We start from the raw sequence: 26128 nt of genomic DNA, 5'->3' as shown, positions 1-26128 counted from the left end.
GCTCCCGCCTACTGGATCACGAAGCTGGTGAAATACAGCGCGTCGATGCCCGGCCGGCCGAGCCGCTTGCCGACCACCTTGCGCACCTCGGCCAGCGCGTCGGCCTGCAGCTTCTCGCGGCCGGCGGTCTCGCTGACCGTCTCGAACTTCTGGCTGCTGAACAGCGAAACCAGCCCGTCACGCAGGATCGGGTCGACGTCCTTGGCCACCGTGATGGCCTGCTGGTCGTGCGCCATCAGGGTCACGCCCACCTGCAGGTAACGCAGCGCATCGCCATCGCGCAGGGTGACCACGAACGCCGGGTCCATCGCCAGGAAAATCTCCGGCTTGTTCGCCTCCGCCTTCGCCTGCTTGTCCGACCCGGCGCGATGCGATTGCCAGTAGTAGCCGCCGCCGGCCAGCGCGACGAGCAGCACCGCCACGATTCCGATCAGCAAGGGCGAACGCCGGCTCGGTACCAGCTCTTCGTCTTCCACTACCTCGGGTGCTTCGTCGTCGCTCATGGAGAATCTCGTGTGGGGATCGGGGCTGCCGTCGCCGGCTTGCGAGATGGAAAGCAATCCGCGTGCCATCACAAATACATGTTTTTATTCATGCATTTGCGTGGTTTTCAGGCGTGGGCGGCGCTTTCTTGACGCGTGCCGGAGCGGTGGCGCGGCGCCATCCCGACGGGGTGTCTGCGGCGCTCCTGCGAAAAATGGGCGGCGCGCCACGCTTGTTCGCGGAAGTGCAAACCGCGCGGATCGGGATTCAGGCGTAGGGCGGGCACCGCCCGCCGGCTCTCGTCGCGCCATCCCGCACCGCCATGGCGATGCGGGATGGCCAAAGCCGGCGGGCGGTGCCCGCCCTACGCGGGAGCGCTTCAGGCGAAGGCGTCGACGAGCCCGAGCTGGGTCAGCGGGACGGTCTGGCCGGGGCCGGTGACTTCGTCGATGGCGGCGATCTCGTCGCCCTGTCCGCGATGGCCGGCCTGGCCGCCGCGATCGTGCTGGCCCACGTCGGCGTGGCCGAGCGACAAGCCGTGGCGGGCGAGCATCTGGTCGAGCTGGGGCAGAGCCTGCTGCACGGCAGTGACGGCGCCGGGATGCTGGGCCTGCAACACCACGTCGACACGGTTGTGCTGCACGCTGATCTTCAGGTCGAGCGAACCCAGCTCTTCCGGATGCAGGCGGATGCGCGCCTGCTTGACGTCATGGCCGACGAACCAGGCCAGCTGCTGGCCCAGCTCCTGCGCGAAGGCGTGTGCAGGGGCCACCGGCACCGGCGCGGCAGTCGGCGCCACTGTCGCCGCGGTCTGGGTGATGACGGGCGCCGCGCCGGGGGCGGGGTCGAGTCGCACCGTTTCGCGGGTGGCGTCCGGGTCGAGCTTCAGCAGTTCGGCGGCAGGGACGGTGGTGGTCGCGGCCATGACGGCGGGGTCGACGGCAGGCGCGGCGGGCGCGGCGCTTGCTCCGGCCTGGCCGAGTGCGGCAAGCCCGGCCTGTGCGGCGGCCAGCCGTGCCGCCGTGGCGTCGACGATGCCGGTCGCGACGCTGCCGGCAGGTGCGGCGGGATGGACTGGCGCGGGAGCGATCAAGGCAAGCATCGCTTCGACCAGGGCAGTGGCGCCCGTATCGGTGTCGTCGTCCTTGCCACCGGCGGGTTCGACGGTGGCCACGTCGGCAATCGCCTTGGGCGGTGGCGGTGGCGGCGGCGCGGCGACCGGCAGCGTGGGAGCGGTGGCGTCGGCAGCCGGCGGCGGCGTGACAGCGTCGCGCGATGTATCCAGGCGAGCGGCGGCGGACGACAGCTGCGCGTCCGGCCCCTTCGGCGAGGGATCGTCGCGACGGTCGCGCCCCGGGTCCGGGCCGCGCTGCGGGCGCGCATCGTGCGCATCGCGGGCGGGGGAACCGCCCTGCCCGCGCGCGTCCTGCAGGCGCTGGTGGAACGGTGCCGTGCCCGGCGACTCCGGCGTACCCGTGTTCGCGGCCGTCTTCGCGGCGACCGTGGAAGCGGACAACGATCCGACGTGGGTGGCAGTCATGGCATGAAGGCTCCTGGCGGGACAACACGGCCGCGCGGAGACGCAGGCACGTGGCCGAGGCGGGATCGGCGGGCGCGACGCATCACGGCCGCCGGTGCTGGAAACGTTCGTCGAGCTCGGCCTGCTCGCGGCGTTCCTCGGCGCGGCGTTCGTTCTCGACGTGATGGGCGACCACGCTGTCCAGCGCGCTCTCGCGGGCGTGGCTGTGGGTCCAGTCCGCGCGCACCAGCTCCAGCTGGCGCTGCTGGCGGGCGACCTCGGCCACCTGCTGGGTGATCGCCTGGTCGATGCGCTGCACGAAGGCCTGCCGGTTGAGCATGGCGCTGACGCTGGAGGCGGCGTCGCCGCCGTTGGCGTATTCGTCGCGATAGCGATGCAGTTCGCTCAGCTGGTGTTCGGCGCGCGCCAGTTGCTGCTGCTGCGCGGCGAAACGGGCCAGCGCATCCTCGCTGCGCTGGCGGGCCTGGTCCACGGCCGGCTGCAATCGTTCGGCGCGGGAACTCATTCATGCACCTGTTCGGCCAGCGCGGCCAGGCGTTCGATGGCCTGGTCGAGGGTGATCGGTTCGTCCACTTCCTGCTGCAGGAACGCACGCAGTTGCGGCCACATCTCGATGGCCTGGTCCACCTGCGGGTCGGAGCCCTTCTGGTAGGCGCCCACCGCGATCAGGTCGCGTTGCTGGCGATAGGCGGAATAGACCTGGCGGAAGCGCTGCGCGCTGCGCATGTGCTCGCGCGTGGCGACCGCCGGCATCACGCGACTGATCGAGGCCTCGATGTCGATGGCCGGGTAATGGCCGGCTTCGGCGAGGTCGCGCGAGAGCACGATATGGCCGTCCAGGATCGCGCGCGCCGCATCGGCGATCGGGTCGTGGCGATAGTCGTCGCCCTCGGTGAGCACGGTGTAGAACGCGGTGATCGAACCCTTGCCGTCGGCATCGTTGCCGGCACGCTCGACCAGCGCCGGCATCATCGCGAACACCGACGGCGGATAACCCTTGGTCGCCGGTGGCTCGCCGATCGCCAGCGCGATCTCGCGCTGCGCCTGGGCGTAGCGGGTGAGCGAATCCATCAGCAGCAGCACGCGCTGGCCGCGGTCGCGGAACCACTCGGCGATCGCCGTGGCGTACTGCGCGCCGCGCAGGCGCTTGAGCGGCGGCGCGTCGGCGGGCGCGGCAACGATCACCGCGCGGCGGCGGCCTTCCTCGCCCAGCGTGTGTTCGACGAACTCCTTCACTTCGCGGCCGCGTTCGCCGATCAGCCCCACCACCACCACGTCGGCGTTGGTGTATTTGGTCATCATGCCGAGCAGGGTGGACTTGCCCACGCCGGAGCCGGCGAACAGGCCCAGGCGCTGGCCACGGCCGACGGTAAGCAGCGCATTGATCGCGCGCACGCCGGTGTCCAGCGGGGTGTCGATCGGCTTGCGCGCCATCGGGTTGATCGGCTCGGCCTTGAGCGCGGCCTGCTCGTCCGATTCCAGCGGACCGTGCCCGTCCAGCGGCACGCCGTCGGCGCCGATCACGCGGCCGAGCAGGCCCGCGCCCACCGGCAGGCCGCCGCTGCGCGCGCACGGGCGTACCCGCGCATTCGGCAACACGCCGTGCATGTCGCCCACCGGCATCAGCAGCAGGCGCTCGTCGGCGAAGCCGACCACTTCGGTATCCAGCGTGGCGCCGTCGGCGGTGTCGACCAGGCAACGCGCGCCCAGCGCGGCCTCGCAACCCTCGGCCTCCAGGGTGAGGCCGACCACCCGACGCAAGCTGCCCTCGACCACCAGCGTGCGCGCGGTCTCGGCGAGACTGCGCCGCCGTGCCAGCTTCTGCTGCCACGTCTGGCGGCGTGCGGCGATGGCGGATTCAGGCGTCATGGACGGGAACGAGGAGTGAGGAGTGAGTGGTGGGAAGTGAGAGGGGGTTGTCGCCATCGGATGGCGTCGGTGATCCTGCCGTCATCCCGGCGAAAGCCGGGACCCAGCGCCTTTCCGGTGCTTCGGAGACGCTGGGTTCCAGCTTTCGCTGGAACGACGAAAGGGAGTTTCCGGCGGGGTGCGGGGGGCGTTGACGGGAGACAGGACTCATGCATCGCCCTCCCCTGCTGCAACAACCTCGTCACCGGCGTCGTCGCCGAGCACGGCATCGACCACCGCGGCCAGGCGGGCATCCACCCGCGCATCCAGCCGCGAGCGCTCGCTTTCCAGGCGGCAGTCGCCGCGCGCCAGGGCGGGATCGGCGAGCAGTTGCCAGTGGCTTTCGACCGCGCCGAGGTCATGCAGCAGGGCCAGGTCGTCCGGGTGCACGTGCACGCGCAGCTCGCGGGCGGCGGCGGGCAGCGCGGTCGCGGCCTGGCGCACGGCTTGCACGATCAGCTCGGGGGAGAGTTTCAATTCGCGCACGATGACCCGGCGCGCGATCACCGTGGCCAGCCGCGCCAGTTCCTTCTCGACCTGTTCGTCGAGCGACTGCAGCGGACGGGCGACGGCGTCGCACAGCGCGGCGAGCCGGGCCAGTTGCTCGCGCACCTGCTGCTGGCCCGCGGCCAGGCCCTCGGCGTGGCCGGCGGCAAAGCCTTCGCCACGCGCCTGCTGATGCAGCGCCTCCAGCTCGCGCACGGTCGGTTGCGGGGCGGGCGGATCGGTTGCGCGACGATGCGGGTGGTCGTTGCCCACCTCCGGCAATTCCCAGCGCCGGAAATCCTGGGTCGCGCTGTGGAACACGGCGACCATCAGACGAACTCATCCCCGCCGGCGGCAAGGCTGAGCTGGCCCGCGTCGGACAGCTTGCGGGCGATGCCCAGCACTTCCTTCTGCGCCGCGTCGACTTCGCTCAATCGCACCGGCCCCTTCACCTCGAGGTCGTCGCGCATCATGTCGGCGGCGCGCTTGGACATGTTGGCGAAGATCTTTTCGCGGATCTCCGGCTCGGCGCCCTTCAACGCCGTGATCAGCGTGGCCGACGGCACTTCGCGCAGCAGCACCTGCATGCCGCGGTCGTCCAGCTCCACCAGGTCCTCGAACACGAACATCAGGTCTTCGATCTTCTCGCCCAGCGCTTCGTCCTGGCTGCGGATGGCCGACATCAGCTCGGTCTCGCGGCTGCCTTCCATCGCGTTGAGGATGTCGGCGGCAGCCTTCAGCCCGCCGACGCTGGCGGACTTGAGTTTCTTGGAGCCGCCGGAGAACTGGCGCTCCATGATTTCGTCCAGCTCGTTCAGCGCATGCGGCTGCACGCCGTCGAGCGTGGCGATGCGCATCACCGCGTCGGAACGCACGCGCGGCGGCAGGTAGCCGATCACCTCGGCGGCCTGGTCCGGTTCCAGGTGCGCCAGCACCAGCGCGATGATCTGCGGGTGCTCCTGGTTGATCATCTCGGCGATGGCGCGGCTTTCCATCCACTTGAGCGATTCCAGGCCCTTGCTGGAACGCCCGAGCAGGATGCGGTCGATCAGGCCGCCGGCCTTGGTCTCGCCCAGCGCGTTCACCAGGATCTTGCGGATGTATTCCTCGGTGCCCACGCCGAGCGAGGTCTGCCGCCCGATGTCCTCGTCTAGCTTGTCCAGCGCCTTGGTCACGTGTTCGCGGCTGACACTGGTCAGCGCGGCCATCGCGGTGCCGATGGTCTGCACGTCGCGGGCGCTGAGGTGCTTGAGCACCTCGGCGGCGTCCTGCTCGCCCAGGGTCAGCAGCAGGATCGCCGCACGCTGGGCACCGGTGATCGGCGCGTCATGTTGGTTAGTTGCCATCTTCGCTTACCCAGTTCCTCACGACCTGCGCCACTTGCCTGGAGTTTTCGCCGACCAGGCGGCGAGCCTGGCCGATGCGTTGTTCGTACTCGAGCGCGGGCGTGGCACCGGCAAGCCGCGCCGGTTGGCCATCGGCCTCCGGCTCATCGGCCACGCGTACCGAAATCTGCGGCCTCGGCGCGGGCAGCGCCTTGGCATTGGACGTGCCGCGCGTCACGCCGCGCAGCAGCGGGCGCAGCAGGCCGAACGCCACCAGCAAGGCGATCAGCACGCCGATGCCCTGCTTGATCAGATCCATCGCGCCGGGGCGCTCCCACAGCGGCGGCTCGGGCAGCGCCTCGGGCGCCACCGGCCGCTGGAACGGCTGGTTCACCACGCTGACGCTGTCGCCGCGCGCGGCGTCGAAGCCCACCGCGTTCTTGGTCAGCTCGGTGAGCCGCTCCAGTTCCTGCGCGGTGAAGGGCACGCCGGCGGAAGCCGCGGCGGCGGCGCTGCCGGCGGTGGCCGGCCCCTTGTCGGCGAGCTTGTTGTCCAGCACCACGGCCACGGTGAGCCGGGCCAGTCGTCCGGCCGGGTCGCTGATGTGGCTGATGGTGCGATCGAGTTCGAAGTTGCGCGTGGCGCTGCTGGACACGTCGCCGCTGGCCACCGTGGCGCTGGATGCGGCGGCGGACGGGTTCGCCTTGCCGGCATCGGGGTTGGCCGCGGTGGGCTGCGCCACCAGGCTGGGCGGCTGGTTGCTCAGTGCGCCGGGGATGCCGCCGCCCGCGGCACCGCCGCCGCGCCGCTCGCTGCTGGTCTGCTCGCTGCGCAGCGCCGGGTGATCGTGGCCGTAGGTTTCGGTGGCCTTTTCCGACTGGCTGAAATCGAGATCCGCATACACCTGCGCGCGCACGCGGCCGGGGCCGACCAGCGGGGTGAGCAGCTCCTCGATGCGCTGCGCGTAGGTGTTCTCGATGCGCGTGGCCATGCGCAGGCGATCGTCGCCGACGGCGGCCGGGCTGCTCGGATCGGTGGTCAGCAACTGGCCCTGCTGATCGACCACCGACACCTCCCGCGCGTCGAGCCCGGGCACGCTGGAGGCGACCAGGTGCACGATCGCGGCGACCTGGCCGGCATCGAGCTGGCGGCCGGGATAGAGCGTGACCAGCACCGAGGCGCTGGCTTCGCGGTTGTCGCGGATGAACGCCGACGGCTTGGCCATCGCCAGGTGCACGCGCGCGGCGCGCACCGACTGCAGGCCGCCGATGGTGGCGCTGAGATCGCTCTCCAGCATCTGCTGGTAGCGGGTGCGTTCGGCCAGGTCGCTCATGCCGAACGGCGAATCGGACGCCGGCATCACGCTGCTGGTGGCGCTGCCGCGCGGCAGGCCCTTGCTGGCCAGCTTCAGGCGCAGGCCGGCCAGGTCGGCGGCCGGTGCCATGATCGAGGAGCCGTCCGCACTCAACTGGAACGGCGTGTTGCCCGCCTGCAGCTCCTGCGCCACCGCGGCGGCGTCCTTCTGGTCGAGCCCGGCATACAGCAGGCCGTAGTTCGGCCCGCGCGACCACAGCACCACCGCCACGCCCAGCGCCACCGCCGCAGCGATCGCCACCAGCAGCAGCATCTGGCGCGCAGCCGGGCTGCGGGCGATCTGCTTGAAGGGGTCCGGTCGCGCCGCGTCGTTGTCGCGGGCTGCGATGGCGTTGTCGGCCATGGTGTTGCTCGTGTGGGGTAAGCGGGGTCAGCGAGGCGCCGGGATCAGACCGGCATGTTCATGATTTCCTTGTACGCATCGACCATCTTGTTGCGCACCTCGACCATCGTGCGCAGCGAGAGATCGGCCTTCTGCACCGCGATCATGGTGCGGCCCAGGTCCGCGCCCGGATCGCCGCGCTCGAAACTGGCGGCCATGCGACCGGCCTCCATCTGGCTGCGCCCCACCGCCGACACCGACTCCTTCAACACCGACGAAAAGTCCGGCTGTCCCGCCACCGGCACGGCCTTGGCCACTGCCGCCGGCGCGCGCACCTGCGCCGTCATCTGGCGCATCTGTGAAAGCAGGTTGTTGACGTCGATCGTGCTCATCGCGGTGCGTCCTCATGACGTATTCCCGACGCGTGGCGGGGTTTCGAGGTGGTGTTGCAGGAGGCGTGCCAGTGGGGGTGGGAATAGGGAATAGGGAATCGCAAGTGCAAAAGCTGCTGCGTCCGCCTTCGAGTTTTCCTATTCCCTATTCCCTATTCCCTGTTCCCTGCCCTCAGGCGGCCAGGCTGCTCTGCAGCCCGTACTTGCGCAGTTTTTCGACCAGGGTGGTGCGTTGCATGTGAAGCAGGCGGGCGGCGTGGGCGACGACGCCGCCAGTGGCGTCCAGTGCCTGGCGGATCAGGCCGACTTCGATGTCGGCCAGGTGATCCTTCAGGTCGAGGCCTTCTTCCGGCAGCAGGCGTTCGGATTCGCCGGCCGGTTGCAGCGCAATGCCGGCGATCGCGTGCTCTTCGCTCATCATCGCCAGCGCCGTGGCGCCGTGTTCGTCGCCGACCAGCGGGGCGCCGCGGTATTTCGCCGGCAGGTCGCTGCTGCGCACTTCGCCGTGCGGGAACAGGATCGCCATGCGCTCGACCAGGTTGGACAGCTCGCGCACGTTGCCCGGCCAAGCGTAGGCACGCAGCGACTGCATCGCGCCGGTGCTGAAGCGCACCACGCCCAGGCCGCGGCGCGCGCCGCGCAGGTTGAACTCGGCGATCAGGGTGGTCAGGTCGTCCAGCCGCTCGCGCAGGGACGGCAGCTCCAGCGGGAACACGCTGAGGCGGTAATAGAGATCCTCGCGGAAACGATCCTCGGCGATCGCCTGCTCCAGGTTGCGATGGGTGGCGGCGATGATCCGCACGTCGCAGTGCAGCGTCTTGTTGCCGCCGACGCGCTCGTAGGCGCGCTCCTGCAGCACGCGCAGCAGCTTCACCTGCATCGGCAGGCTCATGTCGCCGATCTCGTCGAGGAACAGGGTGCCGCCCTCGGCCATCTCGAAGCGGCCCTTGCGGGCGCTGATCGCGCCGGTGAAGGCGCCCTTCTCGTGGCCGAACAGCTCGCTTTCCAGCAGCTCGGGCGGGATCGCGCCGCAGTTGATCGCCACGAACGGCTTGCCGCGGCGCGGGGAATGTTCGTGGATCGCGCGGGCGACCATCTCCTTGCCGGTGCCCGATTCGCCCAGCACCAGCACGTTGGAGTCGAACGGCGCCACCTGGCGGATCAGCCCGTTGACCCGCACCATCGGCGCGGAGTCGCCGACGAAGCGCAGCCCGCCGGAACGCCCGCCGAGCAGACGCGCATAGACATTGCGCAGCGCCTCGGTGAGCTTCTCGTAGCTGAGCGGGAAAGCCAGCGTGGCGGTGCGGCCGGCGAACGGGGATTTCGCCGCGCCCAGCCGCTGCGCCCAGGGCGAATCTTCGGCCAGCAACACCGGAATGTGCGCGGCGCTGGCGCCGAGCAGCGCGAACTGCCGCTCGGCTTCGGCCGCGTCGTCGATGCCGCCGACGTAGACCGCGCGCCAGTCAGGGGTGGACTCGCTGGTGTCGGTGCACTGCGCGCCGTGCTGGGGGTGGTAGCCCAGGAAGTGGAGCGCCGACATCACGGCATTGACTCGCGCCGCATCGGATTCAATCACCAGGAAATCGAATTGCTGCATCTCTACTCTCCGTCTTGCATCGTTGGCGTACCCAACTTCCGGCATGGCCATTTTTTGTCACCGTCGGCAAGTCGTCGCCGGGCTGATGGACCGGTTGCAACAAGGAGGCCAGTTTCTGGCGCACGGGGCGCCGACAAAATGACGCAGATCGGCCACCCGCTCCGTGAAAATTTCCAGACCCGGTTCGAGATGTCGCATGTAAACGTTTGATGCCGAACGTTTGCGCCGGCATTCGTCTGCGATCGTGCGGGGTCGGCGGAGCTCGGCGGGGCGCAAAATCGCTGACGGCGCGTGAGGGTTTTCCTGCACGCGAGTTCTCAATAGTGTGAACTGGGTCTCGCGACGCCGACGGCGCATCCGCGCCCGCGGCGGCGGGGGTCGGCGAACTCAACCGGGAAGCTGGCGCGCTTCTGCCACTTTGCGTCGATGATGACGAAAAACGAGGCGCTCAATTGCGTCACTTTGCGCGTCGCTCAGCGAGGTGAAAGCGACGAAGGTTCGACCATCGTCGAATTGCTTTTCGCGCAGCGCCGGCAACTCCAGCGGAAGACTGCGGCAATGCTCGAAACGCAGGCCCAGCAGCACTGCGTCGCCCGGCAACGCGACGTCCGCAGCGAGCACCGCGCCACGTGCGTTGAAGCGCACCAGGCGCTGTACCGGCAGCGTGCCGGGCGGCACCAGCAGGCGGTTGACGATGTCCACCAGCGCGGTGAGCTTGGCATCCATGCGGCGCATTTCCTGCACCAGCGGATTGTCGTCGTCGGGCGTCTCGACACGGCGTTCTTCCAGCGCCGCGATCGCCGCCAGCGCATTGCCGTTGCGCTCGGCCAGCGCCAGCGCCAGCGCCTGCGGCATCGGCCAGGCCAGCGGCTCGATCGCCACGTGCAGCAGTTCCTCGACGCTGACCCGCTGCTCGAACTCGTTCCAGCTGGCGTTGTTCATCGTGCGGCTCCCGGATATCGGCTGTCGGCCTTGGCGGCAAGGCCTGCATGGCGCGGGCCATCTGCCGTGCATGATGACATCGCCGGGCGATTCAGGCCTGCGCGTAGGCTGCGATGGCCTGGGCCCGGTCACGCTCGCGCTGCCACTGGTGGGCAAGCGCATCGCGTGCCGTCACCAGCAGGGCCTGCAGTTGGCGATCGCAGGCGAGGATCTGGCCGAGCTGGGCCTGGGTGGCCGCGTCGGGGTGGTGCTGGCGATGCACCAGCGGGGCGCGCGCTTCTTCCAGCTGCAGCAGTTGCTGCCAATCTTCCGCGCGCGCGGCGGCGAGCATCGCGCGGGTAATCACCAACGCGCTGGTCAACGCCGAGTTGTCCTCGAAAGTTGACGGCGACATGGTTCAGGCGCCTGCCACGCGACCGACGGGGGCGGTTGCCGGCGACGGGCCGATCTGCACCCAGCTGTCGCGCACCTGCTGCAACAGCCGGCTGACCTCGTCGATGATGCCGGCGTCGTCGCGCAGGTTGGCCTGCAGCAGGCGCCGGCTCATGTATTCGTAGAGCGAATCGAGGCGGTCGACCAGGGTCGGATCGGCCTTGCGGTCGAGCGCATCGCGCAAGCCGCCGAGGATCTCGATGCAGCGGCTGATGGTTTCGCCCTTGGGGCCCGTCTCGCCGCGCATCATGTGCGCGCGGGCCTTGACCAGGCGCTCCAGTGCGCCATCCATCAACAACGTGATCAGGCCGTGCTTGTCGGCCGACTCCACGCCGCCGTGCGAACGAACCTGCTGGTAGGCGCCTGCGCCGTAACCGAATCCCATGATCGTCTCCTGCCCTTACTTCTTGTTGATGTTGTTCAACGCGTCGAACTGCTGCTGCAGGTAGCTGCTGGTGCTGTTGAGCTTGCTCATCAACGTGTCCAGCGCGGTGAACTGCGCCTGGTAGCGCGCGGTGAGGTCGGCCATGCGGCTGTCCAGCGTGGCTTGCTGGTCCTTCAACGCGCTCAGCTGCTGGCTGATGCTGCTGGTGCGGCCGGCCAGCGTGCCGTTGGGGCCGACCCACTGGTCGAGCTGGCCGTTCAACTGTGCGGCCAGGCCGGTATCGCCGCCGAACAGCTGGCTGGCGAGCTTGCCGCCGTCGCTCATCGCCTGGGTCAGCTTGCTGTTGTCCAGCTTCAGCGTGCCGTCCACCTGCAGCGAGATGCCCAGCGCGGCCAGCGAGGTGCCGTTGACCACACCGCCCACCAGCCGCGAGAGCGTGCTGTTGATGCCGTTGATGGTGGCGTCGCCGATCATGGCGCCGGCCGTGCCACTGGTGGCGTCGTACTTGGTGAGGTTCTGGTAGATCCCCACGAAACTGTTGTAGGTATTGACCAGGTTGCTCAGCGCGCTGCTGCCCTTGCTGGGGTCGTTGGCCACGGTCAGCGTGGTCTGGCCCGAAGCGACCAGGTTGAGGGTCAGGCCGTCGATGGCGCCGCTGACGCTGTTGCCGGCGCCGTGGCCGGCTACGCCGTCGATGCTGTACTGGGCATCCTGTGCGGCGGTGATGACGGTCAGCGCGTTGCCGCTGCCGGCGGCCGCGTCGTAGTCGAGTGCGGCCAGGCCGCCGTCGCCGCCGCTGCTGCTCACCACGAAACCGTTGGCCGCGCCGGTGCGGGTTCCGCTGAGCACCAGGTGCGCGCCGTCGGTGCCGGTGACGATGGTGGCGCTGATGCCGGGGTTGTCGCTGGCCTTGTTGATGGCGTCGCGAACCTGGGCCAGCGAGTTGTTGCTGTCGGTGAGATCCAGGCTCATCGACTGGCCATCCACCGCGAGGGTGAGCGTGCCGGTGCCCACCTTGGCGCTGCTGTCGGCGAACGCGCCGGAGGAGGCCTTGAGTGCGGTGGCCAGCTGGGTGACGTCGATCTTGTAGCTGCCGCTGACCGGGGAGCCGGAGGCCGTGGCACCGAGGACGTCGGTGTCGGCGGAGGTCACCGTGCGCGCGTTGAAGGCGCTGCCGTCGGTGATCGAGGCCAGGGCCGATTGCAGCGCGGAGAGCGCGGCGCCGATCTGGCCCAGGCTGGACAATTGGGTGTTGGCCAGGGCGGCCTGGTTGGTGATCTGGTTCTGCTGCGGCGCCTTTTTGGCGGCCACCAGCTTGTCCACCAACGTGGCGACATCCAGGCCGGAACCCACGCCCATGGAGGTAAGCAAACCCGTGGTGGGTGTGGTCGAACCTACCGTGATAGCCATGGACGTCGATTCCTGTAATGAGGGAAACGGCCGCGGGCTGTCCGCGGCCGTTCCGGGTCAAGCAGTTACTGCAGGAGCTTCAACACGCTCTGCGTAGTGGCGTTGGCCTGCGCCAGCACCGAGACGCCGGCCTGCTGCAGGATGTTGGCGCTGGACATGTTCGCGGTCTCCGCGGCGAAGTCGGCATCCTGGATCTGGCTGCGCGACGCGCTCAGGTTCTGCGAAATGGTCTGCAGGTTGGCGATGGTGGAGGTGAAGCGGTTCTGCACCGCGCCCAGGTCGCTGCGCATGGAGCTGATGGTGCCCAGCGCCGAGTCGATGCGGCTGATGGTGTCGTTGGCACCGGCCACCGACTTCACGTTGGCACTGGCCAGGTCGCCGCCAACGGCGTTCGTGGCGCTGAACCCGAGGACGCCGGTACCCTTGGCGCCGCCGACCGTGAGCGCTTCCTGCGAGGCCAGGTGCAGGACACCCGTCGTCGCGTCGGCATAGGCCGAAACACCGGCGATGCCCTTGGCGTTGATCGCGGCGGCCAGCGAAGCGGCGTCGTTGAACGTACCTTCGATGCTCACCGCCGAACCCGAACCGGCCTGCAGCGTGAATTCGTTGGCAGCCAGGGTCAGCGGGGTCGCGTCGCCGACGGCCACGGCGTCGGTACCTGCGGTGGGAGCCGCAAAGGTGGCACCGCTGGCGCCAGTGACGGTCATCGGATCGGCGCCGGCGGTCTTGGCCGTCAACTTGAACCCGTTCGCGCCGTCGGCGGCGACCGTGTACTTGTTGCTGCCACCGTCCAGAGCGGCCTGGATCGCGCTCAGCGTGGTGGTCTGGTCGGTGCTTGCGGTGACACTGACCGAATCGGAACCGATCGTGAAGGCGATCGTGCCCGTGGTCCAGTCGGCAACACCCGAGGCACTGACCGATCCGGCAGTGGCAGCGGCAGCCGCCGTCGCGACGAACACGCCCGTGGCGCTCGCGGCCGAGGCGATCTTGCCCACCTGCGACGCACCCGCGCCCTGGCTCAGGTTGACCGAAATGGTCTCGCCGACGTTGGCACCGATCTGGAACGCGGCCGAACCGAAGCTGCCGTCCAGCACGTGGCGGCCGTTGAAGGTGGTCTGCTGCGAGATACGGGTGATCTCGGCCAGGCGCTGCTGCACTTCGGCGTCGAGCGCGGCGCGGTCGGAGTCGGAGTTGGTGGCGTTGGCGGACTGCACGGCCAGCGTGCGGATGCGCTGCATGTTGTTGGTCACCTCGTTCAGCGCCGACTCGGTGGTCTGCGCCAGCGAGATGCCGTCGTTGGCATTGCTGACGGCCTGGTTCAGGCCGTTGATCTGGGTGGTGAAGCGGGTCGAGATGGCGAGGCCGGCGGCATCGTCCTTCGCGCTGTTGATGCGCATGCCCGAGGACAGGCGCTCGATCGCGGTGGCGAGTTTGCTCTGCGAGGCAGCCAGATTTTTCTGGGCATTCAGCGAGCTGATGTTGGTGTTGACGCTCATGACCATGGGAATTCTCCGAATCGAGTTGGTATGCCGACAGTGGCCGGCTCAGACAATCCGGCGGGGATTCACCATTGAATGCATCCGCCTTGTGTACTGTTTCGACTCGCCATACCAAAACTTGAGCCTTGTCAACGCAAATAATCGAAAAGTTTTGAACCCTGGATCTTGGTGAACGTCTGCTGCGCGGCCTGCAGCGCCGTGGTCTGCGCACCGAGCTGGCTGATCGCGTCGTAGTAGTTCAGATCCTGCACGTCCGACAGCGACGTCTTGTACTGCAGGGTGAGGTCGTCGTTGAGCGCGCCCTGCTGATCCAGCGCGTTCATGCGCGCGCCGACCAGGCCGCGCGTGCGCGTGATGGAGTCGAGCGCCTGGTCGAGATTGGCGAACTCGGTATTGAGCGCGTTCTGCATGTGCGCGTCGCCGCCGTTGGGCGTGCGCAGCGTCTTGATGATGTTGTCCAGCGTGGTGAATACGTCCTGCTTGCCGGAGGCACCGATGGCGAAGCTGTCGCCGACCGCGGGCGCACCGCTGAACGCGATCTGCGCACCACGGAAGGTGACGCTGCCGCCCTTGGCCGGATCGTAGCTGCCGCTGTCGAGCACGGCGCCGCCGGCATCGCGCACTTCGTACGCGTCGGCCGCGGTGAACACGATGCTGTACGCGCCACCGTCCCATGCCGACGGACTGGCCGACGGATCGCTGACGCTGCTGGCGCCGGCCACCATCGAGCCGGTGTTGGTCGCCGCGGCGCTCACCGCGAAGGTGCCGTTGCCGGTGGGGATGTCCATGAACACCGCACTGCCCGCATCGCCGGTGGCGACCTGCAGGCCGGGACCGGCGGCGACCATGCGCTGGCCGGCGTCGCCCAGGTAGCTGACCGAATCGCCGGAGACGAACGGCTGCGTGCCGGTGCGATTGCCGGCAAAGATGTACTCGCCCTGGCCGTCGGTGCTGTTGGCCTGGCCCAGCATCTGCGCGCGCAGCTGCGACAGCTCGGCGGCGATGTCGCCGCGGCTGCCGTCGGTCTGGCTGCCGTTGGCCGCCTGCAGCAGCAAGGTGCGCACGCGCTGCAGCACGTTGCCGGTGTTGGACAGGGTCTGGTCTTCCAGGCCCAGCCGCGCGTTGGCCGAGGTGATGTTGCGCTGGTACTGCGCCGAGTCGGCGATCAGGTGCGACATGTCCAACGCGCGCGCCGCGCCGACCGGATCGTCGGACGGCTGGTTGATCCGCTTGCCGGTGCTGAGCTGCGTGTTGAGATCGGACAGGTCGCTCTGCCGGCTCATCATGCTGCCGACGGACTGCTGCTGGATCCAGCTGGTGGAGACGCGCATGGTTAACTCCGCACCGCGCCGAGCAGCGCGTTGAAAATGCTGTTGGCCGTGCTGATGACCTGGGCCGAGGCCTGGTACGCCTGCTGGTAACGGACCAGGTTGGCGGCCTCCTCGTCCAGGTTCACGCCGGAGACGCTCTGCTGCGCGCCCATCGCCTGGTTGTAGACCGCGGTCTGCGTGGTCAGCTCGTCCTTGGCCAGCGCGCCGGCGCTGCCGACCTGACCGACCAGCTGGCTGTAGGCGCGACCGGTGCTGGTGACGCCGCCGTCGAGCACGCCGAGATTGGCGACCTTGCCCAGCATCAGCGCGTTGGCGTTGTCGCCCTGCGCGTTGCTGTTGGCCTTGAGGCTGAAGCTGTCGCCGGCCTGCGGCGCGCCATCGAGCTGCATGCTCCAGCCGTTGTGCACGATCGGCTGGCCGGCGGTGAAGGTCTGCGCCGGGCCGCCGTCGATGCTGTAGCTGGTGGCCGAGCTGAACACGATCGAGGAGGCGTTGAACAGCGCCGGGTCGCTGCCGTCGGCGATGCTGGCGCGTGCCGTGGCGGACTCGGTGTTGCCGGCGCCGGCGGCGACCACGAACGGCGCGGCGGCGGCGATCCGGTCGGGCTGATCGACGGTCACGGCGAAGCTGGCCGCGGCATCGCGGCTGGGCTGCACGCGGAAGCTGTCACCCGCGCTGGCGCCGCCACCGACCACCAAGCTGAGGCCCGCGGCGGTGAACGGGTCCGCACTGGTGCCGCTGCCGCCGAGCGCCACGGCATTGCCGCTGGTATCGCGCATGCTCCAGGCCGTGCCGTCGAAACTCAGCACGTATTCCTTGGCGGGCAGGGCCCCGATGTCGGTGATGCTGGCGGCGACCGTGCCGCTGCCGGTGTTGGTCGAGGCGCCCTGCACCGTCGGCCCGGCGGCGGCGAAGAACTGGCCGCCGACGTCGCCGTGCAGATCCACGCCCTGCGCATGCTGCGCGTTGAACGCGCTGGCCATCGCCTGCGCCGCGCGGCCGAGCTGGATCTGCGCCGGGTCCAGCACATTGCTGCGGAAATCCAGCAGCGCGCCCAGCGCACCGCCGCCGATGCGCCCGCTGATCACGTTGCCGCTGCCGGCGCCCACCACTTCCACGCGGGTGGCGTCGTAGACGTTGGCGGCCGTACCCAGCGCATGCGCCTCGGTGCCGGTGACCAGCGCCTGGCCGTTGCCGGCGAACACGCTGATGGTGTTGTCGTTCTGCGGCACCACGCTGATGCCCACCTCGCCGGCCAGTTTCTTGACCAACGCATCGCGCTGGTCGAGCAGGTCGGCCGGCGGCATGCCTTCGGTGGAGGAGAACGAGCGGATCTTCTCGTTGAGCTTGGCGATCGACTGCGTGTCGACATTGATCGCGTCGACGGTGTCGCCGATCTGCTGCTGGATCTGCCCGGACAGCTGGCTGAACTGCCCCGACAACGCACGGAACGTGGTCGCCAGGCCGCCGGCACGGTCCAGCAACACCTGGCGCGAGGCGGCATCCGACGGCGCATTGGCCATGTCCTGCACCGCGCCGTAGAAACCGTCCAGCGACGTCTGCAAGTTGCTGCTGCCGGCCAGCTGGTTGTTGAGCTGGGCGGTCAGGCCCGCCATCGTGCTGGCACGACCCTGGCCCGAGCTGGCCGACCACAGCGAGGCGTTGAGGAATTCGCTGTAGGCACGCTGCACCGCCACCGTATTGACGCCGGTGCCGACGTAGTAGCCCGCCTGGCCCTCGGGCAGGCGCGCGCCGAACGACACCACCTGGCGGCTGTAGCCGTCGGTGTTCACGTTGGCCACGTTGTGGCTGACCGTGCTGAGCCCGATCTGCGAGGCGAGCAGCCCGGACACGCCGGTCGAAAGCATGTCAGCCATGGAACATCCTCGACGCATGGCACACCGCCCGGATCGCGCGGTGCGTGGAAACGTTAACGGCCGGAGGGGGGATCACTTGAATGCCTCCGGCTGCTGCAGCGCCGCCAGCGCCTCGCGCATCTGCGCGCTGTTGGCGATCGCCGTGATCTTGGCCACGTATGCAGGGTCCGTCGCATACCCGCCATGCACCAACCCGCGCGCGAACGCGGCGATGTTCTCGCCCTGCCCCAGCGCCTGCTGGTAACGCGGGCTGTCGGCAATCAACTGCGCGTAGTCGGCGAACGAATCGGCCGGCGAATCGTAGGCGCGGAACGCGTCGCGCCGGCGCACCGCCACGCCGTTCTCGTACTCCAGCGTGGGCACGCTGACCTTGTCGCCATCCCAACTGCTGCCGGCCTTGATGCCGAACAGGTTGAAACTGCTGCTGCCGTCGCTGCCCTTGGGCAGGTGCTTGCCCCAGCCGGTTTCCAGCGCGGCCTGCGCCAGCAGCGCGCGCACGGAAACGCCCAGCTTCTTCGCCGCCTCGGCGGCATGCGGCGCCAGGGCGCGCACGAAGCTCACCGGGTCGCCGCCGGGAAGCCAGTGGGCGGCGGTGTCGGCCACGTCCATCGCGCCGCGGGTCATGCGGTCGACCACGTGCTGCCACGGCGAGTCGTTGTCGGCGGTCGACGGCATGCCGATCGCGCTGGCTGCGTCGTCGCCGGCAACGGGCTCGTTGCCCAGCTGCAGCAACGCGCGCACGTGCGCGTTGCGCACATCGGCGACCGGCACCGCAAAAGGCTGCCGGGGCGCCGCGGCCGCAGCCGCCTCGCCCTTGCCGCCAAGCTGGCGCACCAGCATCTTCGCGATGCCCAGGCCGTTCTTGCCGTTGGCCAGGCTCAGCGAGAGCTGCTGGTCGAACAACTGGCGATAGGAGTCGACCTGCTCGCTGCCGGCGAGGTCGCTGCCCATGCCGGCGTTCGCCTCGCGCATGGACTTGAGCATCATCTGGGTGAAGATCGCCTCGAACTGCTTCGCCACCGCCGGCAGCGCGCTCTTGCCGCCGTCGCTGCGCGCCTGCGCACGCAGTTGCTGGAAGCCGGACAGTTCGGTCCAGGTGTCCAGCGCGGGGGAAGCGGGATTCAGCGGCGTCATGGCATCACCTCGCTCAGATCACCACCAGGTCGGCATGCAGCGCGCCGGCCTGCTTCAGCGCCTGCAGGATCGAGATCAGGTCGCTGGGCGTGGCGCCGACCTGGTTCACCGCGCGCACGATGGCGTCCAGGCTCACGCCCGGACCGAACTTGAACATGTGCGCGCCTTCCTCGCTGACCTGCACGCTGCTGGACGGCACGATCGCCGTCTGGCCCTGGCTGAAGGGCGCCGGCTGGCTGACCTGCGGCTGTTCGCCGATGGTCACCTGGATCGCGCCGTGCGCCACCGCCGCGGCGGTGACGCGCACGTCCGAGCCGATGACCACGGTGCCGGTGCGCGAGTTGACGATGATCCGCGCCGGCGCATCGCCCGGCTGCACGTCGAGATTCTGGATCGCGCCCAGCCAGGCCACCTTCTGCGCCGGGTCCTGCGGGCCGCGCACCGAGACGGTGCCGCCGTCCACCGGCTGCGCGGTGCCGGCGCCATACGTGTGGTTGATCGCGGTGGCGATGCGCGTGGCGGTGGTGAAATCCGCCGTGTTGAGGTTGAGCATCAGGTCGCCGCCGCCGGCGAATGAGGAGGCCACCACGCGTTCCACCGAGGCGCCGTTGGGGATGCGTCCGCTGGCGGAAATGTTCACCTGCACGCTGGAGCCGCTCTTGCCCTGCGCGCTGATGCCGCCGACCACCACGCTGCCCTGCGCCACCGCGTAGACGTTGCCGTCGGCGCCGCGCAACGGCGCCATCAGCAGCTGGCCGCCGCGGATGCTCTTGGCGTTGCCGATCGAGGCGACTGTGACGTCGATGGTCTGGCCCGGCTTGGCGAACGGCGGCAGGTCGGCCGTCACCATCACCGCCGCGGCGTTCTTCAGCTGCGGCCGCGCATTGGCCGGCACGGTGATGCCGAACTGCTGCAGCATGTTCTCCAGGCTCTGCGTGGTGAACGGCGCCTGCGTGGTCTGGTCGCCCGAGCCGTCCAGGCCCACCACCAGGCCGTAGCCGATCAGCTGGTTGCTGCGCACACCCGCCACCTGCACCAGGTCGCGGATCTTGTCGGCGTGGACGGGGGCGACCAGTCCCAGCAAGAGCACCAGAGCGATCACCAACGAGCTCTTCACCTTTTGCGTGGCGACACCGGCGGGCAGTGCCCGCCCTACACGCTGCCCGTAGGGCGGGCACTGCCCGCCGCTTCCCGGCAGATGTGCCTCGCCAGGAGCGGAAGCGCACGACGCAATGTTCAACGCGGCCATCAGAACGGCATCCACTTGGAATTGAAGAAGCGCGACAGCCAGCCGCGCGTGTTCGCGTCGGCGAGGGTGCCGCGGCCGGTGTAGCTGATCCGTGCGTCGGCGACGCGGGTGGACGGCACCACGTTGTCCTGGCCGATGTCCTGCGGACGCACGATGCCGGCGATGCGCACCAGCTCCTGGCCCTGGTTGATGGTCAGCCACTTCTCGCCGCGCACGATCAGGTTGCCGTTGGACAGGCGCTGCGCCACGGTGACGGTGATCTGCCCGGTGAGCTGGTTGCTCTGGCTGCTCGAACCGGCGCCGTCGAAGCTGCGCTCGCCGTCCAGGCCGATGTCGGCGACCTTGCCGCCGATCGCCAGCGCATGCCCGAGCACGGTGGGCGAGGCGAGCTTGGCCTTGTCGGTCTTGCTGGTGGTGGTGGTGGCCTTCTTGCTGGCCTGGGTGCTCTCCACCAGCGCGACGGTGAGGATGTCGCCCACGCGATGCGCGCGCGGATCGGCGAACAGCTCCATGTTCTGCTGGTCGTGGTAGATCGAGCCGTCGGCGGGCGCGGCAACCATCTGCGGCGCGGGCGGCAGGGTCGGCGCCCACTGGGCGTCGTCGCGGGCACCCGGGCCGCTGGCGCAGCCGGCCAGCAGGGCCAGCGCGCACAGGGCAAGGGGGAAACGGCAGGCAAGCATCACGTCGCGCCTCAGGTCTTGTTGGTGAGGAACTGCAGCATCGAGTCGGCGGCCGACACCGCCTTGGAATTCATCTCGTAGGTGCGCTGGGTCTCGATCATGTTGACCATCTGCTCCACCACGTTGACGTTGGAGGACTCCAGTGCGCCCTGCGCCAGCGTGCCCAGGCCGTTCAGGCCGGGCTGGCCGATCTGCGGGGAACCGCTGGAGGCGGTCTCGAGATAGAGGTTGTCCCCGTTCGGCTGCAGACCGGCGGGGTTGATGAAATCGGCCAGTTGCACGGTGCCGATCTGCTGGGTGGCGGCCTGGCCGGGCAGGCTCACGCTGACCGTGCCGTCGCTGCCGATGGTGATGCTCTGCGCATTGGCCGGCACGCTCAGCGCCGGGTCCAGTGCGTAGCCATTGGCGGTGACGATCTGCCCGTTCTGGTCCATGTGCAGCGAACCGTCACGGGTGTAGGCGATGCTGCCGTCGGGCATCGTCACCTGCAGGAAACCGCGGCCCTGGATCGCCAGGTCCAGCGAGTTGCCGGTCTGTTCGATGTTGCCCTGGGTGAACAGCTTCTCGCTGCCGACCACGCGCACGCCGGTACCCAGCATCAGGCCGGACGGCGCCTGGGTCTGCTCGGTGGTCTGCCCGCCGGGCTGGCGCAGGTTCTGGTAGACCAGGTCCTGGAACGCGGCGCGCGCGCTCTTGTAGCCGGTGGTGTTGGCATTGGCGAGGTTGTTCGAGATGACGTCCATGCGCGTCTGCTGCGCATCGAGGCCGGTCTTGGCTACCCACAAGGATGAAAACATGTCGTTGGACTCCGTCTGGACGTCTGGATGTCTGTTTTGGCGAGGCCGGTCAGGTCATCTGCAGCAGGCGCGAAGCAGCCTGCGCGTTCTCGTCGGCGCTCTTGATCGAGCGGATCTGCAGCTCGTACTGGCGCGACAGCTGGATCATCTGCACCAGCGTCTGCGAAGGGTCGACGTTGCTCGACTCCAGCACGCCGGATTTCAGCGCCACCGCCGGGTCCGCCTGCGCGGTAGTGCCGTCGGCGAGGTGCATCAGGCCGTCGCTGCCCAGCACGAGCTGGTCCACCGGCGGGTTGACCAGCTTGATCCGGCCCACCGCGGCGATGGTTTCTGGCGACTGGCCCATCGGCACCACCGACACGGTGCCGTCGGCGCCGATGTTCATCTGGCTGCTCTGCGGCACGCTGATCGGGCCGCCCTCGCCCAGCACCAGGTTGCCGCGCGCGTCGGTGAGCAGGCCGTCCGGCGTCAGCCGCAGTTCGCCGGCGCGGGTGTAGCCCTCGCTGCCGTCGGCGCCCTGCACCGCGATCCAGCCGGTGCCCTGCACGGCGACGTCCAGCGTGCGGCCGGTCTCGATCTGGCCGCCCTCGCGCAGATCCACACCCAGCCCGTGCGCCACGCCGTTGACCCGCGTGGCCAGCCCCGGCCCCTGGATCACCAGCGGCTGGAACGCCGACAGCTGCGCCTTGAAACCGACCGTGTCGGCATTGGCCAGGTTGTGCGCCACCTCGGACTGCGCCCGCATCATCTGCGTGGCGCCGGTCATGGCTACGTAAAGCGAACGATCCATGGGGATTTCCTTCAGGAGTGAGTGGAGAGGAGTGAGAAGAGAGAGAAAGCCGCCTTCTCTCACTCCTCACTCCTTGTTCCTCACTCCTCAGTTGCGGATGTTGATGATGGTCTGCGTGAGCTGGTTGTCGGTGGAGATCACCTGCGCATTCGCCTGGTAGTTGCGCTGCGCCTTGATCATGTTGACCAGCTGCGCGGTGAGGTCGGCGGTGTTGGAGGCCTCCAGCGCGCCGGCCTGCACGCTGCCGAAGGTGCCGTTGCCGGCCGCGCCCATCACCGGCGTGCCGGAGTCGTACGAGGCCGCCCAGTTGGTGTTGTCGAGCTGGCGCAGGCCTTGTTCGTTGCTGAACTGGGCGATCGCCAGCTGGCCCAGCGCGGTGCTCTGGCCGTTGGAATACTTCGCCTGCACCACGCCTTCGCGCGACACGTCGATGCTGGACAGGATGCCGGTGGGATAGCCGTCCTGGTTGATCGCGCTGGCGGCGTAGGCGTTGCCGAACTGGGTGGCCTTGGTCATGTCCAGGGTCAGCTGCATCGGGTCGGCGCCCGGGCTTACCGCCGCAGCGGGGAACGCGAGCTGGCCGTTGGCAGGGGCAACCAGGCTGCCGTTGCTGCCGAAGGTCAGCGTCTGCGGCGTGCCCACCGCGGTGCCGTCGATGTAGAGGTTGGCGTTCCACACGTTGGCCGCCGCGTCCTTGACGAAATACACCACGCCGTTGTGGGTGGCGCCGAGCGAGTCGTAGGCGGTGAACGGCGTGGCCTGGTTGTAGCTGGACGGATCGTTCAGCGGGTCGAAGGCGGTGGCCGGTGGCGTGGCGTCGGAAGGCAGGTTCAAGGCCATCTGCACCGAGCTGGTGGCCTTGGCCGCGTTCTGCGCGGTGAACAGCTGCAGGTCGGTCATGGTGCTGGTGTCGAAGCCGCCGCCGGCCACCGGCGGGAACACCTGCAGGCGCTGGCCGTTGGCGTTCATCACGTAGCCGTTCTGGTCTTTCTGGAAGGCGCCGGCGCGGGTGTAGGAGTAGCCCTTGCCGTCGCGGATGGTGAAGAAGCCCTCGCCGCTCAGGGCGAAATCCAGGCTGTTGTTGGTGGTCTCCACGCTGCCGGCGGTGAACTGCTGCGCCACGTTGGTCAGCCGCACGCCGCTGCCGACCTGGCTGGAGCTCAAATTGGGGCCGGCCGCGCTGAACAGTTCGGCGAACTGCGCGCGCGAGCCCTTGAAACCGGTGGTGCCGGTGTTGGCGATGTTGTTGGCCGTGACCTCGAGATCTTTCGAGGCGGCGTTCAGACCGCTCAGTGCAATGTTGAATGCCATCGGAGCATTTCCTCGTTCGGTTGCGACCCTTGAGGTCGTCAGTTGATCTGTGCGACCTGACTCAGCAGGACCCCGCCAAAACCATCCACGTCCAGATAGGTGCCGTCGGCGCCGGTCATGCCCACGCCGGTGACCTTGCCGCTGACGTAAGTCGCCACGGCGGTATTGCCCGCCTGCGCGGCCAGCCCGTAGGTGCCCGGCGCCAGCGCCTCGCCGTTGTCGCCGATGCCGTCCCAGTGGAAGCGCACCAGCCCGGCCGCGGGCTTGCCCAGGTCGATCGTGCGCAGCACGGTGCCGCTGGCGTCGGTGATCTTGACTAACACCTGGCCGCCGCCGTCGGGCACGTTGACCGCGCCGTCCATGCCGCCCGCGGCCAGCGTGCCGGCCTCGGCGGGCACCACCACATCGCGGCCGATCATCCCGCTCGCCTGCAGGATCTGGTTGCCCTGCAGCGACTTGCCGAGATCGTCGAACGAGGCCTGCAACGCCTGCGTCGCCGAGACCTGGCTGATCTGCGCGAGCTGGCTGACCATCTGCGATGAATCCATCGGCTTGGTCGGGTCCTGGTTGCGCATCTGCTGCACCAGCAGGCTCAGGAAGTCGGCCTGGCCCAGGGTTTTCTCCTTGCCCAGGCTGGCTGCCTTCGCCGCGCTGGCGGCATTGCCGATCGCCATGTCGCTCATGCGTGGTTCCTCGTGGCGGAGTGAAGGTGATTCATGTGCTGGCGCCTCACTTGCCCAGGTCCAGGGTCTTCTGCAGCAGCTGGCGCGCCGAGTTCATCACCTCGACGTTGTTCTGGTAGGAGCGCGAAGCGGAAATCATGTTGACCAGCTCGTCGACCGGATTGACGTTGCTCGCATAGACGTAGCCGTCGGCATCGGCCAGCGGGTTGCCCGGTTCGTAGCGGCGGGGAATCGCCGCCTGGCTCTCGGTGACGCCGAGCACCTGCACGCCGTCGCCGGGCGCGTTCGGATCGCTGGCGCCCTGCTGGTTGCGGACAGTCGCGAACAGCGGCTCGCGCGAGCGGTAGGCCGCTTCGGGCGAACTGGCCACGCTGTCGGCATTGGCCAGGTTGCTGGCCACCGTGTTGAGGCGGGTCGATTGCGCGGCCATGCCGGAGCCGGCCACGCTGAAGATGGAGAACATCGACATCAGCCCTGGCCTCCGTTGATCGCCATCCGCAACATGCGGATCTGCGCGGTGATGAACGACAGGCTGGCTTGGTAATGCACGCCGTTGGCGGCGAACGCGGCCTGCTCCACCTGCGCATCGACGGTGTTGCCGTCCATGCTGGGCTGGGTCGGCACGCGGTAGGCGAGCGCCTCGGCGCTGCGCCCGGCGCCGGCGATCTGGCCCGGCGCGTCGGTTTCCAGCGTCACGCCGTTCGCCGCGTCGCTGGCCGTGGCCAGCACCTTGCGGAAATCCACGTCGCGCGCCAGGTATCCGGGCGTGTCGGCGTTGGCCAGGTTGTTGGCCAGCACTTCGGTACGGCGCTGCCACAGGTCGAGCGCCTGGGTATGGATGCCGAACAGATTGGGGGTGGACGGGTTCATCGTTTCGCTCCGCATGCACTGCTGCACGGAAGCGAAAGGCAAATTGCATGCCACGGGCCGGGAAGCCTTGCGGCAGCTCGAATTCCGCGCATGTCGCGCGGCGCCGTCAGGCAGATGCCGCGGCGAAAGACGGTTTGTTGACGCGGCCCCGGCGCCGCGTGCCCGGCGTCAGCCGGTTGCCGCCTGCGGCGCGGCGACAGGTTCGGGCAGCAACTCCATCACCGCCTGCGCCAGCTGGTCGGGGTGGAACTTCGCCACGAAGCGGTCGGCCTTGACCTCCTTCACCATGCCCTCGTTGAACATGCCGCTGAGCGAGCTGTGCAACAGCACCTTGATCCGGCGCAGTGTCGGCGCCTCGCGGATCGCGCGGGTCAGCGCATAGCCGTCCAGCCGCGGCATCTCGATGTCCGACACCACCAGTTCGATCGCCTGCGCCGGGTCGCCCGCGGCCAGCTCCAGCAGCCGCTCCAGCGCCTCGCGCCCGTCCTTGGCCACCACGCAATCGGTGCCCAGTTGCTTGAACAGGTTGACCAGCCGCCGCCGCGCGATGCCCGAATCGTCCACCACCATCACCCGCCGCGACGCCAGCGAACGATGGCTGGCCTCGCGCTGCAGCCCCGCCGACAGCTCGGCCGGCGGTGCGTCGATGCTGGCCAGCACGTGCTCCACGTCGACCACCGCCAGCAGCGCGCCATCGACCCGGGTCACCGCGTTCACCCGCGAACCGAACCCCAGCGCACTGGCCGGCGCTGCCATCGCGTCGCCCGCGCAATGCACCATGCGCTGCAGGTCGGCTACCAGGAAACCCTGCACCGAGCGGTTGAACTCGGTCACCATCAGGTGCGCCGATTCCACCTCGCGCAGCGGCGCGTAACCCAGCGCGGCAGCCAGATCGATCACCGGAATGGTCTGCCCGCGGTAATCGCAGCTGCCCGCGATCAACTCGTGCACGCCGTGCAGGCGCTCCATCGGCGGTCGGCGCAGCACCTCGCGCACCTTGAACACGTTGATGCCGAACAACTGCTGGTCGCCCAGCCGGAACAACAGCATCGCCACCCGGTTGTGCCCGGCCAGCCGCGTGTGCTGCTCCACTTTCTCCAGCAATGTGCCGGCCATGCGGCCTCCCTCGGCAAGCGCGGCCGCCACGCGACCGTCTGCTGCGCTATCGGCCGGGCATGCTCCGCCTTTAGCCGGCAAAGCCCGCCGCCAGTGGTGGGGTGATCACATCGCCGCACCCACTGGCATGCGGATTGCTTGCTCAAGCTTCGACACCTGTGGCCGATGCAGCAGCCATTCCATTCTTTTGCGAGT

The 26128-nt window shown here is 68.9% G+C and carries 26 protein-coding genes; all 26 read right to left on the bottom strand.

Features of this window, described 5'->3' with window-relative positions; genetic code table 11:
* Positions 1 to 8 precede the first annotated feature (8 nt).
* Entirely contained in the window at positions 9 to 503 is a 495-nt protein-coding gene (locus ACVCL3_RS15460) for a flagellar basal body-associated FliL family protein (RefSeq protein ID WP_395119814.1), read from the bottom strand.
* 359 nt (positions 504 to 862) lie between these two features.
* Entirely contained in the window at positions 863 to 2023 is a 1161-nt protein-coding gene (locus tag ACVCL3_RS15455) for a flagellar hook-length control protein FliK (protein ID WP_447099885.1), read from the bottom strand.
* An 82-nt stretch (positions 2024 to 2105) separates the two neighbouring features.
* Positions 2106 to 2528 (bottom strand): flagellar export protein FliJ, encoded by a 423-nt coding sequence (gene fliJ, locus ACVCL3_RS15450; protein WP_395119816.1) that lies wholly within the window; start codon positions 2526 to 2528, stop codon positions 2106 to 2108.
* A complete protein-coding gene (gene fliI, locus ACVCL3_RS15445; RefSeq protein ID WP_395119817.1) occupies positions 2525 to 3892 on the bottom strand; it encodes a flagellar protein export ATPase FliI in 1368 nt (455 codons plus the stop codon). The genes fliJ and fliI overlap by 4 nt, the downstream gene beginning before the upstream one ends.
* A gap of 207 nt (positions 3893 to 4099) precedes the next feature.
* The gene (locus ACVCL3_RS15440; RefSeq protein ID WP_447099884.1) at positions 4100 to 4747 is read right to left on the bottom strand and encodes a flagellar assembly protein FliH; all 648 of its coding nucleotides are present in this window, start codon (positions 4745 to 4747) and stop codon (positions 4100 to 4102) included.
* Positions 4747 to 5736 (bottom strand): flagellar motor switch protein FliG, encoded by a 990-nt coding sequence (fliG, locus tag ACVCL3_RS15435; protein ID WP_447101540.1) that lies wholly within the window; start codon positions 5734 to 5736, stop codon positions 4747 to 4749. Before fliG ends, ACVCL3_RS15440 begins: the two co-directional genes overlap by 1 nt.
* Positions 5737 to 5752: 16 nt before the next feature.
* Positions 5753 to 7459, bottom strand: a complete 1707-nt coding sequence (gene fliF, locus ACVCL3_RS15430) for a flagellar basal-body MS-ring/collar protein FliF (RefSeq protein ID WP_447099883.1) — start codon at positions 7457 to 7459, stop codon at positions 5753 to 5755.
* 44 nt (positions 7460 to 7503) lie between these two features.
* A complete protein-coding gene (gene fliE / locus ACVCL3_RS15425) occupies positions 7504 to 7830 on the bottom strand; it encodes a flagellar hook-basal body complex protein FliE (protein ID WP_447099882.1) in 327 nt (108 codons plus the stop codon).
* Between the two features lie 172 nt (positions 7831 to 8002).
* The gene (locus tag ACVCL3_RS15420) at positions 8003 to 9427 is read right to left on the bottom strand and encodes a sigma-54 dependent transcriptional regulator (RefSeq protein ID WP_447099881.1); all 1425 of its coding nucleotides are present in this window, start codon (positions 9425 to 9427) and stop codon (positions 8003 to 8005) included.
* A 387-nt stretch (positions 9428 to 9814) separates the two neighbouring features.
* The gene (locus ACVCL3_RS15415) at positions 9815 to 10369 is read right to left on the bottom strand and encodes a PilZ domain-containing protein (protein ID WP_447099880.1); all 555 of its coding nucleotides are present in this window, start codon (positions 10367 to 10369) and stop codon (positions 9815 to 9817) included.
* A 91-nt stretch (positions 10370 to 10460) separates the two neighbouring features.
* Positions 10461 to 10763: a flagellar protein FliT gene (fliT, locus tag ACVCL3_RS15410; RefSeq protein WP_447099879.1), complete on the bottom strand. Its 303-nt coding sequence runs from the start codon at positions 10761 to 10763 to the stop codon at positions 10461 to 10463.
* A 3-nt stretch (positions 10764 to 10766) separates the two neighbouring features.
* Positions 10767 to 11186 carry a flagellar export chaperone FliS gene (fliS, locus tag ACVCL3_RS15405; protein ID WP_395119824.1) on the bottom strand — a complete coding sequence of 140 codons (420 nt, stop codon included), beginning with the start codon at positions 11184 to 11186 and terminating at the stop codon, positions 10767 to 10769.
* Positions 11187 to 11201: 15 nt separating this feature from the next.
* On the bottom strand, positions 11202 to 12596 hold the full coding sequence (gene fliD / locus ACVCL3_RS15400; protein WP_447099878.1) for a flagellar filament capping protein FliD: 1395 nt from the start codon (positions 12594 to 12596) through the stop codon (positions 11202 to 11204).
* 65 nt (positions 12597 to 12661) lie between these two features.
* The gene (locus ACVCL3_RS15395) at positions 12662 to 14098 is read right to left on the bottom strand and encodes a flagellin N-terminal helical domain-containing protein (protein WP_447099877.1); all 1437 of its coding nucleotides are present in this window, start codon (positions 14096 to 14098) and stop codon (positions 12662 to 12664) included.
* 125 nt (positions 14099 to 14223) lie between these two features.
* On the bottom strand, positions 14224 to 15426 hold the full coding sequence (flgL, locus tag ACVCL3_RS15390; RefSeq protein WP_447099876.1) for a flagellar hook-associated protein FlgL: 1203 nt from the start codon (positions 15424 to 15426) through the stop codon (positions 14224 to 14226).
* 2 nt (positions 15427 to 15428) lie between these two features.
* A complete protein-coding gene (flgK, locus tag ACVCL3_RS15385) occupies positions 15429 to 17303 on the bottom strand; it encodes a flagellar hook-associated protein FlgK (protein WP_447099875.1) in 1875 nt (624 codons plus the stop codon).
* Positions 17304 to 17375: 72 nt separating this feature from the next.
* A complete protein-coding gene (gene flgJ, locus ACVCL3_RS15380) occupies positions 17376 to 18437 on the bottom strand; it encodes a flagellar assembly peptidoglycan hydrolase FlgJ (protein ID WP_447099874.1) in 1062 nt (353 codons plus the stop codon).
* Positions 18438 to 18450: 13 nt separating this feature from the next.
* Positions 18451 to 19542, bottom strand: coding sequence for a flagellar basal body P-ring protein FlgI (locus ACVCL3_RS15375; protein WP_447099873.1), 1092 nt, complete (start codon positions 19540 to 19542; stop codon positions 18451 to 18453).
* A gap of 143 nt (positions 19543 to 19685) precedes the next feature.
* Positions 19686 to 20366, bottom strand: coding sequence for a flagellar basal body L-ring protein FlgH (flgH, locus tag ACVCL3_RS15370; protein WP_447099872.1), 681 nt, complete (start codon positions 20364 to 20366; stop codon positions 19686 to 19688).
* 11 nt (positions 20367 to 20377) lie between these two features.
* Complete coding sequence (flgG, locus tag ACVCL3_RS15365; RefSeq protein WP_447098322.1) at positions 20378 to 21163, bottom strand: flagellar basal-body rod protein FlgG; 786 nt, start codon at positions 21161 to 21163, stop codon at positions 20378 to 20380.
* A 49-nt stretch (positions 21164 to 21212) separates the two neighbouring features.
* Complete coding sequence (flgF, locus tag ACVCL3_RS15360; protein WP_447099871.1) at positions 21213 to 21953, bottom strand: flagellar basal-body rod protein FlgF; 741 nt, start codon at positions 21951 to 21953, stop codon at positions 21213 to 21215.
* Between the two features lie 87 nt (positions 21954 to 22040).
* A complete protein-coding gene (gene flgE / locus ACVCL3_RS15355; RefSeq protein WP_395119834.1) occupies positions 22041 to 23264 on the bottom strand; it encodes a flagellar hook protein FlgE in 1224 nt (407 codons plus the stop codon).
* Between the two features lie 38 nt (positions 23265 to 23302).
* The gene (locus ACVCL3_RS15350) at positions 23303 to 23947 is read right to left on the bottom strand and encodes a flagellar hook assembly protein FlgD (RefSeq protein WP_447099870.1); all 645 of its coding nucleotides are present in this window, start codon (positions 23945 to 23947) and stop codon (positions 23303 to 23305) included.
* 46 nt (positions 23948 to 23993) lie between these two features.
* Positions 23994 to 24416, bottom strand: coding sequence for a flagellar basal body rod protein FlgC (gene flgC / locus ACVCL3_RS15345; RefSeq protein WP_395119836.1), 423 nt, complete (start codon positions 24414 to 24416; stop codon positions 23994 to 23996).
* Positions 24416 to 24817 carry a flagellar basal body rod protein FlgB gene (gene flgB, locus ACVCL3_RS15340; RefSeq protein ID WP_447099869.1) on the bottom strand — a complete coding sequence of 134 codons (402 nt, stop codon included), beginning with the start codon at positions 24815 to 24817 and terminating at the stop codon, positions 24416 to 24418. Before flgB ends, flgC begins: the two co-directional genes overlap by 1 nt.
* Positions 24818 to 24985: 168 nt before the next feature.
* Positions 24986 to 25933 (bottom strand): chemotaxis protein, encoded by a 948-nt coding sequence (locus tag ACVCL3_RS15335; RefSeq protein WP_395119838.1) that lies wholly within the window; start codon positions 25931 to 25933, stop codon positions 24986 to 24988.
* Positions 25934 to 26128 lie beyond the last annotated feature (195 nt).

The organism is Rhodanobacter sp. UC4437_H4, from assembly GCF_052978425.1.
Note: the sequence above shows the minus strand (reverse complement) of the source record. Positions and strands in the feature narration are given on the sequence as shown.